Origin of the sequence: Spirosoma fluviale, assembly GCF_900230225.1 — a bacterium.
In the GTDB taxonomy this organism is placed as follows: Bacteria; Bacteroidota; Bacteroidia; order Cytophagales; family Spirosomataceae; genus Spirosoma; species Spirosoma fluviale.
The window spans coordinates 1,242,695-1,256,963 of record NZ_OCNH01000001.1 but is presented as its reverse complement, the minus strand read 5'-3'; the positions used below and the strand labels follow the sequence as shown (position 1 = coordinate 1,256,963).

Genomic DNA, 14,269 nt, shown 5'->3' with positions numbered 1-14,269 from the left:
TTACAGTTCAGGTTTGTCGTTACACCGTTTTCTCCATTCTCTTTTGAACTTTGACCGGTCATCATCGCTCATCTGACGCCATCGTTCGCGCCAGGGTGGTGAACCCTCCCCACCTCTAAAACGACCACCTGCTGACCCGAACTTAAACCCACCAAACAAAATTCGGGATAAGATCAACAGTCCCACCGCCTGCCAAAAGGTAACAGACTTCACCGGCACAACCGCTATCAGTACCGTATTCCAGAGCCAGTAAACGGCATACGAAACGGCCAGGAGCGCCAGCAGAATAAAGATCGGAACAAAAAATCGTATACGCCTGTAAGGGGTTTTCATTGCTTATAGGTTGTCAAGTTCATTATATAGTCGTTGTAATCGTTTCCGAAGGTGCTGAACGGCGTAGCGTTTTCGGGAGATGATTGTCTTCAGATTTTCCCCGGCAGCATCGGCAATCTCCTGTAAGGTTCGGTCTTCCAGTTCATTTTGGATAAAAACTACTCGCTGATTTTCGGGCAACTCATTCAGCGCTTTCATAAGCTCCTCCCAGAAAATATCTTTAAAAAACTGATCCTCGGGCGTTTCAGCATCGGCCAGCAAAATGTCCCTGAAACGATAGTCGTCTTCATCTTCGTCGCCCATTAAATCCGACAACGAATCATCTTTTTTCTTCCGATAGGTGTCGGTAATTCTGTTTCTGGCCACCTGAAAAAGCCAGCCACTTATGCTTTCAATGCCGTCGAGATCAACCACCCTGGCAAGTTGATACCAAACATCCTGTAATATATCTTCCGCATCTTCATCGGATTTTACCTGCCCGCGAATAAATCGAGACAGCCGGGTTCCGTACTGCTTTACTGTCTCAAGAATAGTTCGTCCGGGCGTTTCGGCCATGTGGGTGTTAAATCATAACTTGTTAGCTAACGGTCAGAAAGGACGTGGCTAAAACAGGATTTATTGATCCCTAAACTTACCTTTCCATTCCTGACCGTTAACTAACCGGTGTAATCAACTCAGTTGGTTTTCAATAATTAAGATTGAGAACGTTTATCCAGCTCGCGCAAAACGTCGACCATCGTGCGAAAGCGGTTGGCATCGCCAATGAAACCCAGACCGGTCATAATAAGTGCAAAACCACCCGTACTCACCCAAAACCAGGGATCAGCATTGGCTTCCTTCATTTTGGAACCGTGCAGTAACACGGCTAGTCCGCTACCCAGTAACATGGCACCGCCCCCACCAAATAGCCAATATTTTGTTAGAAGTTTTTTTTCTCGCTGCGTTCTCATACTCTGTTTAGTTTACTTGTCAATTGGTCAAAAAACCATCTGTAACGTATGAGGTTTATAAAAAAAATGTATCTTACCTCATAGTTCAGGCTGTTTACGGTAGCCTGCCAGCCACTAACCTTAACGTATATGCCCGTTTTCACTTTAGGAATAGAAGAAGAATTTCAAACCATAGACCCTGCTACGGGCGAGTTACGGTCTCACATGTCAAAGATTGTTGATGGCGGCCAAATTGTTCTTCAGGAACGCGTAAAGGCCGAAATGCATCAGGCCGTCGTTGAGGTTGGTACGAATATCTGCAATAATATTCAGGATGCACGTCAGGAGGTCACCTATCTCCGAAAGATGATTATCGAACTGGCGGAAAAACAGAATTTAAAGATTGCAGCTGCCGGAACGCACCCCTTTTCGGATTGGCAGGAGCAGCTCATTACCCCTAACGAACGTTATGACCGACTGATCGACGAACTGCGCGACGTAGCCCGCTCGAACCTGATTTTTGGGTTGCACGTACACGTGGGTATCGAAAACAGGAATGAAGGGGTTCAGATCATGAATGCAGTGCGATATTTCCTGCCGCACATTTACGCCCTTTCGACCAATTCGCCCTTCTGGCGGGGCCGGAATACAGGCTTCAAATCGTACCGATCGAAGGTATTCGATAAGTTTCCCCGAACCGGTATCCCGGATTTCTTTTCTTCGGCAGCGGAGTATGATGAATACATCAATCTACTGGTGAAAACCGGCTGTATCGACAATGGCAAGAAAATCTGGTGGGACATCCGTCTACATCCCTTCTTCGACACCATTGAATTTCGCATTTGCGATGTGCCGATGCGGGTTGATGAAACCATTTGCCTTGCGGCCATCATGCAGGCACTGGTGGCTAAAATTTATAAGCTTCACCAGCAAAACCTCAACTTCCGACCTTATCGCCGGATTCTAATCAATGAAAACAAATGGCGAGCGGCCCGGTATGGTATTGAGGGAAAACTGATTGACTTTGGCAAGCAGATTGAAGTACCAACCCATGAACTGATCCATGAATTGCTGAACTTTATCGACGATGTTGTTGACGAACTTGGTAGCCGTTCCGAATGCGAATACGTGCTTAAAATCCTCGAAATGGGGACTGGTGCGGATCGGCAACTGGCTGTTTTTCAGCAAACAAACGATCTCAAACAGGTGGTAAATTACATAGTTGAAGAAACTTCTTTTGGTATTATATAGTTATTTCTCGATCCATTATTAACTAGTAGTTAGCCGTAACATTACTCTATGAGCTTAGTAAAAATTGCTGTTCTCGATATGAATAACAACCATGCCAACGAAGGCATGCGTTGTATTTTGCACATAATTCGAAACGTACAGGGAAACGAGCATGCTGATTTAGCATTCGATGTTTTTGACGTTCGTGCCAACAACGACCTGCCCAATCTGGATTACGACATCTATATTTCGTCGGGTGGGCCGGGTAGTCCCATGGCATCATCCGATGAGTGGGAAAGCCAGTATTTTGAGCTTATCGACCAGATTTTCGACTGGAACGCGCAAAACGAACGGAAAAAATATGTGTTCCTGATTTGCCATTCATTTCAATTGGTTGTGCGTCACTTAAATTTAGGCCTACTAAGTCGCCGTAAATCAACATCATTTGGTATTTTCCCGGTACACAAAACGGATGAAGGCGATTCGGAAGCGTTGCTGGAAGGACTACCCGATCCATTCTTCGCTGTCGACTCACGCGATTACCAAATCACCAGCCCCGATGCTGAGCGAATGAACGAAATGGGTGCAGAAATTTTATGTCTGGAAAAAATCAGGCCCCACGTGTTGCTGGATCGGGCGGTTATGGCCATGCGCTTCTCCCCCGAAATTATCGGTACGCAGTTTCACCCCGAAGCCGATAATGAAGGCATGTTGCGCTATTTCTTACAGCCCGAAAAACGCAATCATATCGTCCTCAATTTTGGTCAGGAAAAATACGACGACATGGTATCTTACCTTCAGGACCCTGATAAAATTGCACTCACCGAGTCGGTTATTCTGCCCGGCTTTTTGCGCCAGGCTATTCAGTCATTATCGTCAACCGTTGAAGAACACGAAGTTGCCTAACCGCAATACTGGATATGCCATTTAAATAGATGGCATATCCAGTACTCTACTACGGAGCCGGGAGCTAGTCTGTTTCGGCCCGATATACCCAAACGCCTTATGATTAAGCCTGTCAGAGAAGCCTTTAATCAAGCCTTTAGCCCGGAGAGCTACCGGGCTTTTTTGGCTAAAGTTGATACTGATTTTCCCGGTCAACTGGATTTCCGGGTAGCCGAAACGCCCATTTTCGTCCCGAAAGTCTTAACCGATAAGCTTGTACAGGCTTGCGACGATATTATTTCTGTCGTCACCGGCGATGACTTTAAAACCCTGACTGATAAAGCCATACCGCTGGATCAACGGGTGCCGAATGAGGATGCCCACACGCAGTTTATGGCTGTCGATTTTGCGGTTTGTCTGGACGAACAGGGAGAATTAACTCCACAGTTAATTGAATTTCAGGGCTTTCCGTCGCTGTATTGTTTTCAGCCCTATCTGGCCAGCCTGTTTCGGAGCCTTTACCCCATTCCGGAAAATCTCTCACATTTATTCACGGTTGCCGATAACGCAGCTTATCTGGATCAGTTACGCCAGATGATTGTAGGCGATGAGCGGCCTGAAGAGGTCATTCTGCTGGAAATCTATCCGGAAAAACAAAAGACCCGGATTGACTTTGTTCTGGCTGAGAAATACCTCGGAATACCAGCCGTTTGTATTACGAAAATTAAGAAGGACGGACGAGCTTTATATTATGAGAAAGACGGCAGCTTGATTCGAATCAAGCGGATTTATAACCGACTGATTTTCGACGATCTCCAGAACTATCCCGACCTTCAGACCGACTTTCATCTGACCGATGATGTGGATGTCGACTGGGTTGGGCATCCAAACTGGTTTTTCCGAATTAGTAAGTACACCCTCCCTTTGCTGAAAAGCCCCTACGTACCCGCCAGTTATTACCTGTCTGACTTAAGCAGTTACCCTGAGGACTTAGAAAATTATGTACTGAAGCCCTTGTTCTCTTTTGCGGGCAGTGGCGTTAAACTGAACATTTCGGCCGACGACCTGGATGCGATACCGGGACATCAGCGGGATGGTTACCTGCTTCAGCGCAAGGTTAAGTATGAACCCGTCATTCAATCGCCGGACGGGCTGGTGAAATGCGAAATCCGGATGCTGTTCATCTGGCCAAAAGAGGATAAACAACCTACATTGCTTACTAATCTCAGTCGCTTGAGCCGGGGTGAAATGATTGGCGTCAACTTCAATAAAAATAAAGACTGGGTGGGCGGTTCGGTCTGCTTTTTTGAGAAATAAGTTAAATCGTACAGAATTTATAGAGTCGTCTGGGGCGCAAAACAATACTTTCGGGTATTTGCGAATCCCCGGCGACTTTTGCGTTAACTATCGTTTTATATATGGAACAACAACAGATTACCCTTTCTGAAAAAGCTATTTTCGACCTCACAGGCAAGGTCGCCATTATTACCGGAGCCAGTAAGGGAATTGGCGAAGACATGGCCCGCGTATTTGCCCGTTTTGGTGCCAAAGTGGTCATTAGTAGCCGTAAGCAGGATGCGTGCGACGCACTTGCCAGCGACATTCGGGCGCAGGGGGGCGAGGCTACCGGCATTGCTGCCCATGTGGGCGACATGGCTCAGCTTCAACAACTAGTCGATAAGAGTATTGCCACTTATGGCGGCATTGATATACTCGTCAATAATGCAGCGTCGAATCCGGTGTTCGGCCCCTCCCTCGACTGCGATGGGGCCGCCTTCGACAAAATTATGCAGGCCAATGTGAAAGCTCCTTTTGAGTTAAGCAAGCTCTGTTATTCAAGCATGAAAGCACGGGGCGGTGGCAGCATCATTATGATCAGTAGCATTGCCGGCCACACGCCGGATCCGGGCCTCGGTATGTACAGTGTCAGCAAGGCATCACTCAATATGCTCACGAAAGTATTAGCGAAGGAATGGGGTCCGGATGGAATCCGCGTCAATGCCATTTGCCCCGGTCTCATTAAAACCAAATTCAGTCAGGCCCTTTGGCAGAACGAGAGCATTCTGGAACATTTCACGAATCGTATTCCTATTGCCCGCATGGGAACCGTTGATGAGATCAGTCCACTGGCCCTGTTTCTGGCCTCCAGTGCGTCGTCCTACAGCACTGGCAGCTTATTTTATGCCGATGGTGGTACGGTAATTTAACTCATTATGGCTACAGAAACCAGAGAAGTCTGGCTACGGGGTCCACTTTCCAACATTCCTCCTTTGGTACAACCCGTTGCCCACGCCCTGATGCAGGCGCACGAAGAGGTCCATGCTTTGATGACTGATTTTCCGGAAACACGACTTTGGGAGCGTCCTGCCAATATAGCTTCGGTCGGCTTTCACCTACAGCACCTGACGGGTGTACTTGACCGTTTGTTCACGTATGCCCGGCAGGAAGCGTTGTCGGAAGCCCAGTTAGCGGCTTTACACTCGGAAGGAAAGCCCGAGGATAATGTATTATCCGTGCCGGAACTGGTTCATAAATTTGAGAAACAGGTGGAAGATGCGCTTGACCAATTACGCCTTGTTGATGAAAGCACATTGACCGACATCCGGGGCGTTGGTCGGGCACAACTGCCCTCAACCATGATTGGTTTGCTAACACATGCGGCAGAGCATACCATGCGGCATGTTGGCCAACTTTCGGTGACGGTTAGGGTGCTAACAGTTTAACCTTTTTTTAAGTTATCCTTTATCGGCATTTAATTCATCCAGCCGATCTTTCACCCGGAAAGTCCGCTACGGTGGTGGACCATCACTTAAAACCATTCTCAATCGTATGAAAACGTCCATTCTAACTGCCTTCGTCGTAGCCACGCTTTGTGTAAATAGTGCTTTTGCCACGGCCCCATCGCAGACCAAGCCTGCCAGCAAAACAATGACAACGACCGTTAAGAAGTCGACGCCGGTTAAATCGACGGCGACAACCAAAGCGGTTCATAAAAAGCACGTTAAAACGTCTGAATAGGCTTTGCCACCTCATAAAAAAGAGACCTCGCCGAGTGGGGTCTCTTTTTCTATGAACTGATTTATGGTCTCTTATTGAACGGCCACGATCTTGAATTCTGTACGTCGGTTTTGCTGGTGTTCGCCTTCCGAACAGTTTACGCCATCGATACAGCCATTGATAATTTCAGATTCGCCATAGCCACGAGCCATCAGTCGATTAGCCGGAATACCTCGTGAAACCAGGTAATCCATAGCTGCTCTGGCACGGTTTTCTGACAACCGGATGTTGTACGTATCCGTTGCTCGTGAATCGGTATGCGACCGCAGTTCGATCTGCATTTGTGGATATTCTTTTAGAATGGCCAGTACATGATCCAGTTCCTGAGCCGCATCGGCACGAATAAAGAACTTGTTCAGATCGTAGTAAATATTTTTCAGCTGAAATACGTCGCCTACACCATACAGACCGAGTGAATCGGTAATGACCTGCGCTTTGCGTTTCGTTTTGTTATATTGTGCCTTTTTAGTGGCGTATCGGTCTTTTTGCGCCGTAATGGTATAAGGAGCGTTTGGCTTTACGTCAAACTCATATCCGCCATCCGGGCCAGTGGTTACGGTTTGTTCAGACTTATCTTTTTCGTTCCGAAGTGTCACTTTCACACCCGTTGCTGGTTTCTGATTCACTTCTGTCTTAATAACCCCTCTCACCACTGTATTCTCGGAGCGTTCCAGATAGATAGAGACATTTAATACCGGCTTGGGAGACTGGGTCAGGGTTGAAAAACGAACGCTGTTCAAGGCATATCCTTCCTTAATAGCTCTGAACTCATATTCTGTATTTGAATCTACACATAAGTCGGTACGCCCGGCCTTGTTGGTTATCTGCAATTCCTGATTTACCCCGTTCCGCAGAATACGAACATCTGCATTTTGGAGTGGTGTACCGGTTTTAGCATCGTATACCAGAATATTAAGTTGTTTGCAGGACCGTCTGAAAGAATAAATATCATCATCGCTGATTCCCTTCTTACGGTTACTGCTGAAATAGCCACTTGTGCCATTTTTATCCGTAATTAACCCAAAATCATCTTTCTCTGAATTGATGGGAGCACCAGCGTTCTGAACACCTTTGTAGGCAATCCCATCTTTCAACTCGGCCATGAACACGTCCAGGCCACCAAGACCTTCGTGCCCATCGGAGGAGAAATACAGATTGCCACACTCGGCGGCAAAAGGAAACATCTCGTTACCTTCGGTATTGATTTCTTTACCCATGTTCACCGGGCTACCCCACTGCCCGCTGTTATATTCAACAACGTAAATGTCCGTTCCCCCGTAGCCTCCCGGCATATCCGACACAAAGTACAGTTTGCTATCGTCAGGCGAAAAAGCGGGGTGCCCCACTGAATATTCATTGTTGTTGAACGGTAATTCCTGTATGTCGACCCACTTGCCATTCTTATTGACGGCAGAATACAACTTAAGCTTTTTTACCCCATCCGAGCTTTTTCCTGACTTGCCTTTGCTGGCGTTGTTGCGGGTAAAGACAATGACATTCTGGTCTTTTGTAAAAGTCATCGGCCCTTCATGGTATTTCGTGTTGAGTGTCCGGCTGAAGATTTCAGCTTTCGACAAAGCTTTATTATCATTTGCCGCTTCACCACTTTCTTCCTTGGTTTCGGTACCGCCACCCAATACCGCCGAATTAACTAAACCGGCTCCAGGTACACGAAGTTGGTTGGTATCGGGGTGGAAGTATAAATCCAGGAACGGCGTCTGGTTCCAGTTGAACACACGCTTGATCACTCCCGACTCATCGCGTGACGATACAAACACAAGACCACCTTTGTAATACATTGGACTAAAATCTGCCTGGCGGGAATTGATTGGCAGGTTTTGAATTCGATACGAGGACGAGTCCTGGTAAAATCGACTCATATCCATATACGACACAGTAAAACGACGGCCGCGTAAATCCTGGGCCTGTTTTTCGCCATATTGGCTGTACATCTTCTGCGAATCCCGGTACTTTCCGTTGGCCGCCAATGCCTGCGCGTAGTAGAGGTAAATCTCGCTGTCCAGATCGGTATAGGTTTTTACGAGTTCACCATAAACACGTTCAGCATTGCGCGTATCCTGTAACTTACGGTAACTGTAACCAAGTTTGATTAACGCATCCCGCGTATCAGCAGCGTCCTTCTTTTTGTCGGTTCGCAAAAATTCTTCGTACGCCCGCACTGCACTGACGTAGCTAAGATTATCAAATTGCTTATTTGCCGCTCGTAGCCGCGTGCTTTGGGCCTGAACAGTCAGACTCGACAAGGCTAATCCCGCAAGTAGCAGGATACGTACAATTCGGTTCATAAATAGTAGTGAGTTATAAGAAAATATGGGCTCGGTCAAATAGCAACAAATAGAATGCCAACTTTTCAACTCCTATGGGCAATTCTCTCATAAGCCATCAAACTTACACCGTTAACTCACTGACTATCAAACCCATTACTTTAAACTCCACGTAAACTTCCCTATTCGGCGCGTCTTGCTAGTAATTCTAAACGAATGTGCTATCCGACGTCCGATAACCCAGACAATTTCGTTACCCGATAGAAGCACAGCGGTTTGTTCACGTTCAGACCTACTCAGCTTTAGATCATTCAGTAAGTCGCTTACCAATTTATGCCCGTTTAAACCAATGGGACGAATCTTATCTCCCTGTTTCCAGAGACGAATCGTTAGCGGGAACGTTAACCGGTCAACGTCAAGACAAGCTACCTCGGGCGCAGTCGGAATAGCAAAGTCAATCGGCCTTTCGAATACGTTGGTGGTCAGCGTATAGCGGTCCCCTATAGAGATAGGAGTATCCGGCCAGTTGGTCAGTTGGATTTCGAACTCGCCGGACGGGGTGATAGCCTCAAGCAGCAGACCGTTCCGTTCGTGGATTATCCGGTGTGTGGCCGACTGAAACACCTGCCCCACGGGCTGGGCAAGGGAAGTAACCAACAATGGTGCCTGATCGTTGGTAAAGCCGAATGGCTTTAGCCATTCCATCAGTCGAAAGGGCAGTTCAGACTGAGCGAGTAGCTTATTGCGGGGAAGCAGTATGGCACTCCCCTGAACATCGGCAATTGCCTGCCAGGAGCGGTCCAGTTCGGCTCGCATGAGCGTTTCGGCGGCTCTCAACCGCTCAACGGTTCGTGGCAATGTTTGCCAGAGCCCGGGGTTCAGGTCGGTAAGCACGGGCACAACAAGGTGACGAATTCGATTCCGGGCATATTTAGTATCGGCGTTTGAGCTATCCTCCCGATAGTCCAGGTTATTCGAGGCAGCATAAGCAGTTATCTGATCCCGAGTGGCAAATAACAAAGGGCGCACAACCTGATTTTGGCGGGGCAGAATACCATGTAAACCCGCTATTCCTGTTCCACGCGTCAGATTGAGCAACAGCGTTTCGAGGATATCGTTTTTATGATGCGCCGTGGCCAGACAGGCATATGAAAACTCGCTGAGCAGTTGAGCAAACCAGTCATACCGAAGTTCACGAGCGGCCATCTGAATGGATATACCCCGCTCGCGGGCAATAGCCTGCGTGTCGAAACGGATTAAATGAAACGGAACCCCATAGCTCTCCGCCTTGTTTTGAACGAAAACAGCATCAGCTTCCGAAGCGGCTCCACGCATAGAAAAGTTAACGTGAGCTATCGCAAACGGTTGACCAGACCGATAAAACAGCTCCGCCATAACGATTGAGTCGATGCCGCCACTGACTGCCAAAAGCACCCGATCGCTCGGTTTGAAGAGTTGATTGTCGTTAATAAATCCTAAAAATCCTTCTTCAATCATTTGGAGTCGGCCCTAAGCCGTAGTTTTGTCACTATGATTCGTTTGCTTACCCGTTTTCTTGCCGCTTTCGTTCTCGTTGGTTCACTACTTGTTTCAGCCGATTTGCTGGCTCAGGTGGGTGCTCCACCGTCCGGACGCCCATCGACGCCCGGTAGCGCAGCCGATAAAGTGGAGCTACTACCGGGTTCAGACAGCCTGGTGGGTATGAACGTACCCGGTCAGGTTGTTCGAAAAATATACAATAACGTCCGATTTCGCCAGAAAGGCGTGTTGATGTATTGTGATCTGGCTATTCAGAACGCAACGACCAATGTGATTGAAGCCTATGGCAATGTCCAGATCATTCAGGGAGACACCATTACCGTTCGGGGCGATACTTTGTTTTATTACGGCAATACCCGACAGGCAAATGTACGTGGTCGGGTAAGTTTACGCGACCGAAAAATGACGCTGACAACCGCTCAGCTCGATTACGACATGCTGTCTGGCATTGCGCACTACCCCACACCCGGCCGTATTGTTGATAAAGAAAATGTGCTCACCAGCCGGGAAGGCTATTACGATACCCGCACCAAACTGTTTACTTTCCGACAGAATGTTCGGCTGGTCAACACCAAAGGTACACTCACGGCCGATTCACTGCTCTATAACTCCATTACCCGAATCGCCACCTTTCAGGGGCCAACGCGCATAACCAACAAAGACGGCGTCCTGACGGCGGTGGCAGGGCAATACAATACGACGTCCGGCATATCAAACTTCCAGCGGAGGGCAACGGTTGAAACGCCTAAATACCGACTAACAGGTGATTCCCTTTATTACGATAACGTGTCGGAGTTAGGGATAGCCAAGGGCAATGTGATCATGATTGCCAAAGACCGTCAGGCAGTTATTACCGGCGATCATGTCCGGTATAATGGCAAGGCCGGGATTTCGCGGGTAACCGGGCATCCCGTTGCCAAAAGTCTGGCAAATGAAGCATCGAAAGACACGCTCTATTTGCGAGCCGATACCTTGTTTTCTTTTGATAATAAGCTCACAAATACCCGCCGGTTGCTCGGTCAGAAAAACGTGCTTTTGTATAAATCAGACCTTCAAAGCAAGTGCGATTCATTGATTTACGACACCGCCGATTCGACCATTTATTTCTTTAAAAAACCCATTGTCTGGAGCCAGAACAAGTACCAGATGGAAGCCGATTCCATGCGGGCGGTGCTTAAAAACAACAGGATACAGACGATGTATTTGAAAGCGAAATCATTCGTTATTTCTCTCGATACACTCAAGAATTATAACCAGATAAAAGGGCGTACCATAACGGCGTATTTCGCGACTAAAATCGCGTCAACAACGCTGAATGCACCAACTGAGCAATCTACCCGGGTTTCGTCAAAAGCAAATTCTCCCCGTTCTGCCTCTGCTGTTGCAACGAATACCCCACCGAAACGCGTATTGACGTCAAAAAGCAGTTCACCCGCGTCTACTACGGTACTTAATCAGGAACAGACAGTGCTGGACCGAGTACTGGTCGATGGCAACGGACAAAGCATTTATTATGCCGTTGATGATAAGAACAAATTAATAGGTTTGAACCATGTAGAATCGAGCCGAATGAATATTGAATTCGAGGATAACAAGGTTGGGCGAATTCGGTTTTATGGCCACCCGGATTCTCAACTTATCCCGCCGAAAGAATTAACACCGGATGTCCAGCAACTTGATGGTTTCCGGTGGCGGGAAGCGGAAAAACCAACTAAAAATCAGGTTTTATGGCTTGAAGTGCCCCCGGCAGAGCAACCGGTAATTAGAAAAACATTAAAAAATAAGAGCACAATTAAACCTTTGGCCCAAAAATTGGTTCGAAAAGGTAATAATTGACTGTTTTAACAATTTTTTAGACAATAGCCCGTTGACTTTGTCTTTTAAGATGAATAGGTTTGTGTTGTATAGGTGTGTACCTGAAGTAGACTTACATGAAACAAATTATACTTATTGGTGTATTGATGGGCTTGCTAACCGCAGTTGCCCCGCTCCAGGCGCAGGTCGCCCAGCGGGATTCTGATGCGCGGAAAGGAAGCCGACTCGAACTGGGTCGTACCTCATCCGTACGCAAACCAACAACCGGTCTGCCAACTCAGCGATTTTCGATCGCTCCCAGCCCGTCCCTTTCTGGTCTGGACCGGTCGATGGCCCTGCACAAAAACAGCGCGATCAATGAGCATTATCGCTCAATCATGATGACACACAGCGGTGCCAAAATTCCAACGCATGCAACCGCTGCCGAGAGCGTACCAACGGTTGAGAGTGCTCCCCGAACATCGGCTATTGCTCAGGAAGGAAAAGCGGAAAACCGGCTGTATACCAACGAAAAACTATGGGTGTCCAATGCATACCCAAACCCGGCTGACGATGTTGCTGAAATTGACTATCAGTTCAATGGAACGGGCGATGCAAAACTGGTTCTGCTCAACGTACTGGGTGCTCCCGTTGCCGAGTATGAACTGGAGCGCAATGAGCGCAAAGTTCGAATTGGAACACGGCTATTAGACACCGGTTACTACCTCTACCAATTGTCGGTCGACGGCAAAAAAGTGGCAACCAAACGATTGCTGGTACGCCATCAGTGAGCTGGATAGTAGTTGTTAAAATACCCTAAAATAAGCCAAATCCTTTATCATTTCCAGCACTATACAGGGCTTCATCCTCGTTAATTCGATGAAGCCTTTATTTTTTTTGTATCTTTGCAAGCATATGCAAAACCGTCATATTGGTAAAATTCTGTTAGGGATTGGGGTCGTATTTCTGCTTGGCTCATGCAGCCCGTTTTCAAAATTGCAGAAAAGTGGGAGTGATGACGCGAAGTACAAAGGTGCTCTTGAATACTACAAAAAGGCAGATTGGTATCGGGCAGGCCTTTTGTTTGAAGAATTGATCCCCGTACTTAAGGGTAGTAATGAGTCCGAAATGGCTCAGTTTTACTATGCTTACACGCAATATCAGCAACAGCAATATCTTCTGAGTGCCACGCTGTTCAAGAAATTTTACGAGACTTTCGCGCGCTCAGAATACGCACAGGAGGCCATGTATATGTATGCCTACTCGCTTTACAAAGACACGCCTTCGTTCAACCTCGACCAGTCTAATACGCTGACGGCAACATCGGCACTTCAGGATTTCATCAATGCTTATCCTGATAGCAAATACAAAGAGGAGTCGACAAAGTTGATTCTAGAGCTTCGCGGAAAACTGGAACGGAAAGCCTACGAAAAAGCCAAACTGTACTACAAAACCAGCGGCTTCAATATTGCCTCTTACAAATCTGCCGTAATCGCTATCAATAACTTCCAGAAGGATTTCCCGGATTCTGAATACAACGAAGAACTGGCCTATCTAAAAGTTGACGCCGAGTTTAGCCTGGCACAAAATAGCCTGGAAACGAAGCAAAAGGAACGTTATCAGGAAGCGATCGGTTATCATCAGGCATTTGTGGACAAATACCCAAACAGCCAGTTTCTCAAACAGTCGGAAAAGATGTTTGAAACCAGCCAGAAAGAAATTGATCGCCTGGATAAGCTGGAGCAGGAACGCGAAAAAGAAAAAGCGCGATTAAAAGATGCCAACCGCCCTGCAAAAGTGACGGCAGCCAATTAACATTAATTACGGGCTGAAGTGTATGATCTCATGACTTCAACTTTGATTGACTTTATACCAAATACCGATTATAAACTATTATGGCAACAAATCCATCAATCATCACCCGTAATAACGACAAGATTGCGGCTCAAACCGGGAACCTGTACGAATCGGTATCGATCATTTCGAAACGTGCTCGTCAGATTGCCACGAAGAACAAAGAAGAGTTGAGCAACAAACTATCGGAGTTCGTTTCGGCGGTTGATAACCTTGAAGAAGTCTTCGAAAACCGGGAGCAGATAGAGATCTCCAAGTTTTACGAGCGCATGCCCAAGCCTACTTCCATTGCTACGGATGAGTTTCTGGAAGGTAAAGTCTACTGGCGTTATAACGAAGAAGACGCTCAGCAGTAAACCACTG

The 14,269-nt window shown here is 47.2% G+C and carries 15 protein-coding genes; 10 read left to right on the top strand and 5 right to left on the bottom strand.

What is annotated here, in order from left to right; genetic code table 11:
* The 3 genes from CRO74_RS05165 to CRO74_RS05155 all read right to left on the bottom strand — a co-directional run bounded on the left by CRO74_RS05165 (position 1) and on the right by CRO74_RS05155 (position 1,283).
* On the bottom strand, positions 1-333 hold the full coding sequence (locus tag CRO74_RS05165; RefSeq protein ID WP_097124926.1) for a hypothetical protein: 333 nt from the start codon (positions 331-333) through the stop codon (positions 1-3).
* A gap of 3 nt (positions 334-336) precedes the next feature.
* Positions 337-888 (bottom strand): RNA polymerase sigma factor, encoded by a 552-nt coding sequence (locus tag CRO74_RS05160; protein ID WP_097124925.1) that lies wholly within the window; start codon positions 886-888, stop codon positions 337-339.
* A 137-nt stretch (positions 889-1,025) separates the two neighbouring features.
* Positions 1,026-1,283: a hypothetical protein gene (locus CRO74_RS05155; protein ID WP_097124924.1), complete on the bottom strand. Its 258-nt coding sequence runs from the start codon at positions 1,281-1,283 to the stop codon at positions 1,026-1,028.
* Positions 1,284-1,412: 129 nt separating this feature from the next.
* Between CRO74_RS05155 and CRO74_RS05150 the strand changes: the two genes are divergently transcribed.
* The 6 genes from CRO74_RS05150 to CRO74_RS05125 all read left to right on the top strand — a co-directional run bounded on the left by CRO74_RS05150 (position 1,413) and on the right by CRO74_RS05125 (position 6,395).
* Positions 1,413-2,513, top strand: coding sequence for a carboxylate-amine ligase (locus CRO74_RS05150; protein WP_097124923.1), 1,101 nt, complete (start codon positions 1,413-1,415; stop codon positions 2,511-2,513).
* Positions 2,514-2,561: 48 nt separating this feature from the next.
* Positions 2,562-3,398 carry a type 1 glutamine amidotransferase gene (locus tag CRO74_RS05145; protein WP_097124922.1) on the top strand — a complete coding sequence of 279 codons (837 nt, stop codon included), beginning with the start codon at positions 2,562-2,564 and terminating at the stop codon, positions 3,396-3,398.
* Between the two features lie 99 nt (positions 3,399-3,497).
* Positions 3,498-4,694, top strand: a complete 1,197-nt coding sequence (locus CRO74_RS05140; RefSeq protein ID WP_097124921.1) for a hypothetical protein — start codon at positions 3,498-3,500, stop codon at positions 4,692-4,694.
* A 101-nt stretch (positions 4,695-4,795) separates the two neighbouring features.
* Complete coding sequence (locus tag CRO74_RS05135; RefSeq protein WP_097124920.1) at positions 4,796-5,584, top strand: SDR family NAD(P)-dependent oxidoreductase; 789 nt, start codon at positions 4,796-4,798, stop codon at positions 5,582-5,584.
* A gap of 6 nt (positions 5,585-5,590) precedes the next feature.
* The gene (locus CRO74_RS05130) at positions 5,591-6,100 is read left to right on the top strand and encodes a DinB family protein (RefSeq protein WP_097124919.1); all 510 of its coding nucleotides are present in this window, start codon (positions 5,591-5,593) and stop codon (positions 6,098-6,100) included.
* A 106-nt stretch (positions 6,101-6,206) separates the two neighbouring features.
* Positions 6,207-6,395 carry a hypothetical protein gene (locus CRO74_RS05125; RefSeq protein ID WP_097124918.1) on the top strand — a complete coding sequence of 63 codons (189 nt, stop codon included), beginning with the start codon at positions 6,207-6,209 and terminating at the stop codon, positions 6,393-6,395.
* Positions 6,396-6,466: 71 nt separating this feature from the next.
* Here the strand turns inward: CRO74_RS05125 and CRO74_RS05120 are convergent, their stop codons facing one another.
* Together CRO74_RS05120 and tilS are read right to left on the bottom strand one after the other, a co-directional pair.
* Positions 6,467-8,740 (bottom strand): OmpA family protein, encoded by a 2,274-nt coding sequence (locus CRO74_RS05120; RefSeq protein ID WP_097124917.1) that lies wholly within the window; start codon positions 8,738-8,740, stop codon positions 6,467-6,469.
* A 135-nt stretch (positions 8,741-8,875) separates the two neighbouring features.
* Entirely contained in the window at positions 8,876-10,216 is a 1,341-nt protein-coding gene (gene tilS / locus CRO74_RS05115; RefSeq protein WP_097124916.1) for a tRNA lysidine(34) synthetase TilS, read from the bottom strand.
* Positions 10,217-10,249: 33 nt separating this feature from the next.
* On the opposite strand from tilS, the gene CRO74_RS05110 reads away from it, so the two are divergent.
* The 4 genes from CRO74_RS05110 to CRO74_RS05095 all read left to right on the top strand — a co-directional run bounded on the left by CRO74_RS05110 (position 10,250) and on the right by CRO74_RS05095 (position 14,262).
* Positions 10,250-12,094, top strand: a complete 1,845-nt coding sequence (locus CRO74_RS05110; protein ID WP_097124915.1) for an OstA-like protein — start codon at positions 10,250-10,252, stop codon at positions 12,092-12,094.
* A 95-nt stretch (positions 12,095-12,189) separates the two neighbouring features.
* Positions 12,190-12,843 carry a T9SS type A sorting domain-containing protein gene (locus CRO74_RS05105; RefSeq protein WP_097124914.1) on the top strand — a complete coding sequence of 218 codons (654 nt, stop codon included), beginning with the start codon at positions 12,190-12,192 and terminating at the stop codon, positions 12,841-12,843.
* 124 nt (positions 12,844-12,967) lie between these two features.
* A complete protein-coding gene (locus CRO74_RS05100) occupies positions 12,968-13,867 on the top strand; it encodes an outer membrane protein assembly factor BamD (RefSeq protein WP_097124913.1) in 900 nt (299 codons plus the stop codon).
* Between the two features lie 80 nt (positions 13,868-13,947).
* Positions 13,948-14,262 (top strand): DNA-directed RNA polymerase subunit omega, encoded by a 315-nt coding sequence (locus CRO74_RS05095; protein WP_097124912.1) that lies wholly within the window; start codon positions 13,948-13,950, stop codon positions 14,260-14,262.
* The last annotated feature ends 7 nt before the right edge of the window (positions 14,263-14,269 follow it).

What these genes read in the sequence shown, in the direction of transcription:
- CRO74_RS05095 (WP_097124912.1), top strand. Translation starts at nt 13,948, where the DNA reads ATGGCAACAAATCCATCAATCATCACCCGTAATAACGACAAGATTGCG.
- CRO74_RS05120 (WP_097124917.1), bottom strand. Translation starts at nt 8,740, where the DNA reads ATGAACCGAATTGTACGTATCCTGCTACTTGCGGGATTAGCCTTGTCG.
- CRO74_RS05125 (WP_097124918.1), top strand. Translation starts at nt 6,207, where the DNA reads ATGAAAACGTCCATTCTAACTGCCTTCGTCGTAGCCACGCTTTGTGTA.
- CRO74_RS05105 (WP_097124914.1), top strand. Translation starts at nt 12,190, where the DNA reads ATGAAACAAATTATACTTATTGGTGTATTGATGGGCTTGCTAACCGCA.
- tilS (WP_097124916.1), bottom strand. Translation starts at nt 10,216, where the DNA reads ATGATTGAAGAAGGATTTTTAGGATTTATTAACGACAATCAACTCTTC.
- CRO74_RS05140 (WP_097124921.1), top strand. Translation starts at nt 3,498, where the DNA reads ATGATTAAGCCTGTCAGAGAAGCCTTTAATCAAGCCTTTAGCCCGGAG.
- CRO74_RS05155 (WP_097124924.1), bottom strand. Translation starts at nt 1,283, where the DNA reads ATGAGAACGCAGCGAGAAAAAAAACTTCTAACAAAATATTGGCTATTT.
- CRO74_RS05135 (WP_097124920.1), top strand. Translation starts at nt 4,796, where the DNA reads ATGGAACAACAACAGATTACCCTTTCTGAAAAAGCTATTTTCGACCTC.
- CRO74_RS05165 (WP_097124926.1), bottom strand. Translation starts at nt 333, where the DNA reads ATGAAAACCCCTTACAGGCGTATACGATTTTTTGTTCCGATCTTTATT.
- CRO74_RS05100 (WP_097124913.1), top strand. Translation starts at nt 12,968, where the DNA reads ATGCAAAACCGTCATATTGGTAAAATTCTGTTAGGGATTGGGGTCGTA.
- CRO74_RS05160 (WP_097124925.1), bottom strand. Translation starts at nt 888, where the DNA reads ATGGCCGAAACGCCCGGACGAACTATTCTTGAGACAGTAAAGCAGTAC.
- CRO74_RS05150 (WP_097124923.1), top strand. Translation starts at nt 1,413, where the DNA reads ATGCCCGTTTTCACTTTAGGAATAGAAGAAGAATTTCAAACCATAGAC.
- CRO74_RS05130 (WP_097124919.1), top strand. Translation starts at nt 5,591, where the DNA reads ATGGCTACAGAAACCAGAGAAGTCTGGCTACGGGGTCCACTTTCCAAC.
- CRO74_RS05145 (WP_097124922.1), top strand. Translation starts at nt 2,562, where the DNA reads ATGAGCTTAGTAAAAATTGCTGTTCTCGATATGAATAACAACCATGCC.
- CRO74_RS05110 (WP_097124915.1), top strand. Translation starts at nt 10,250, where the DNA reads ATGATTCGTTTGCTTACCCGTTTTCTTGCCGCTTTCGTTCTCGTTGGT.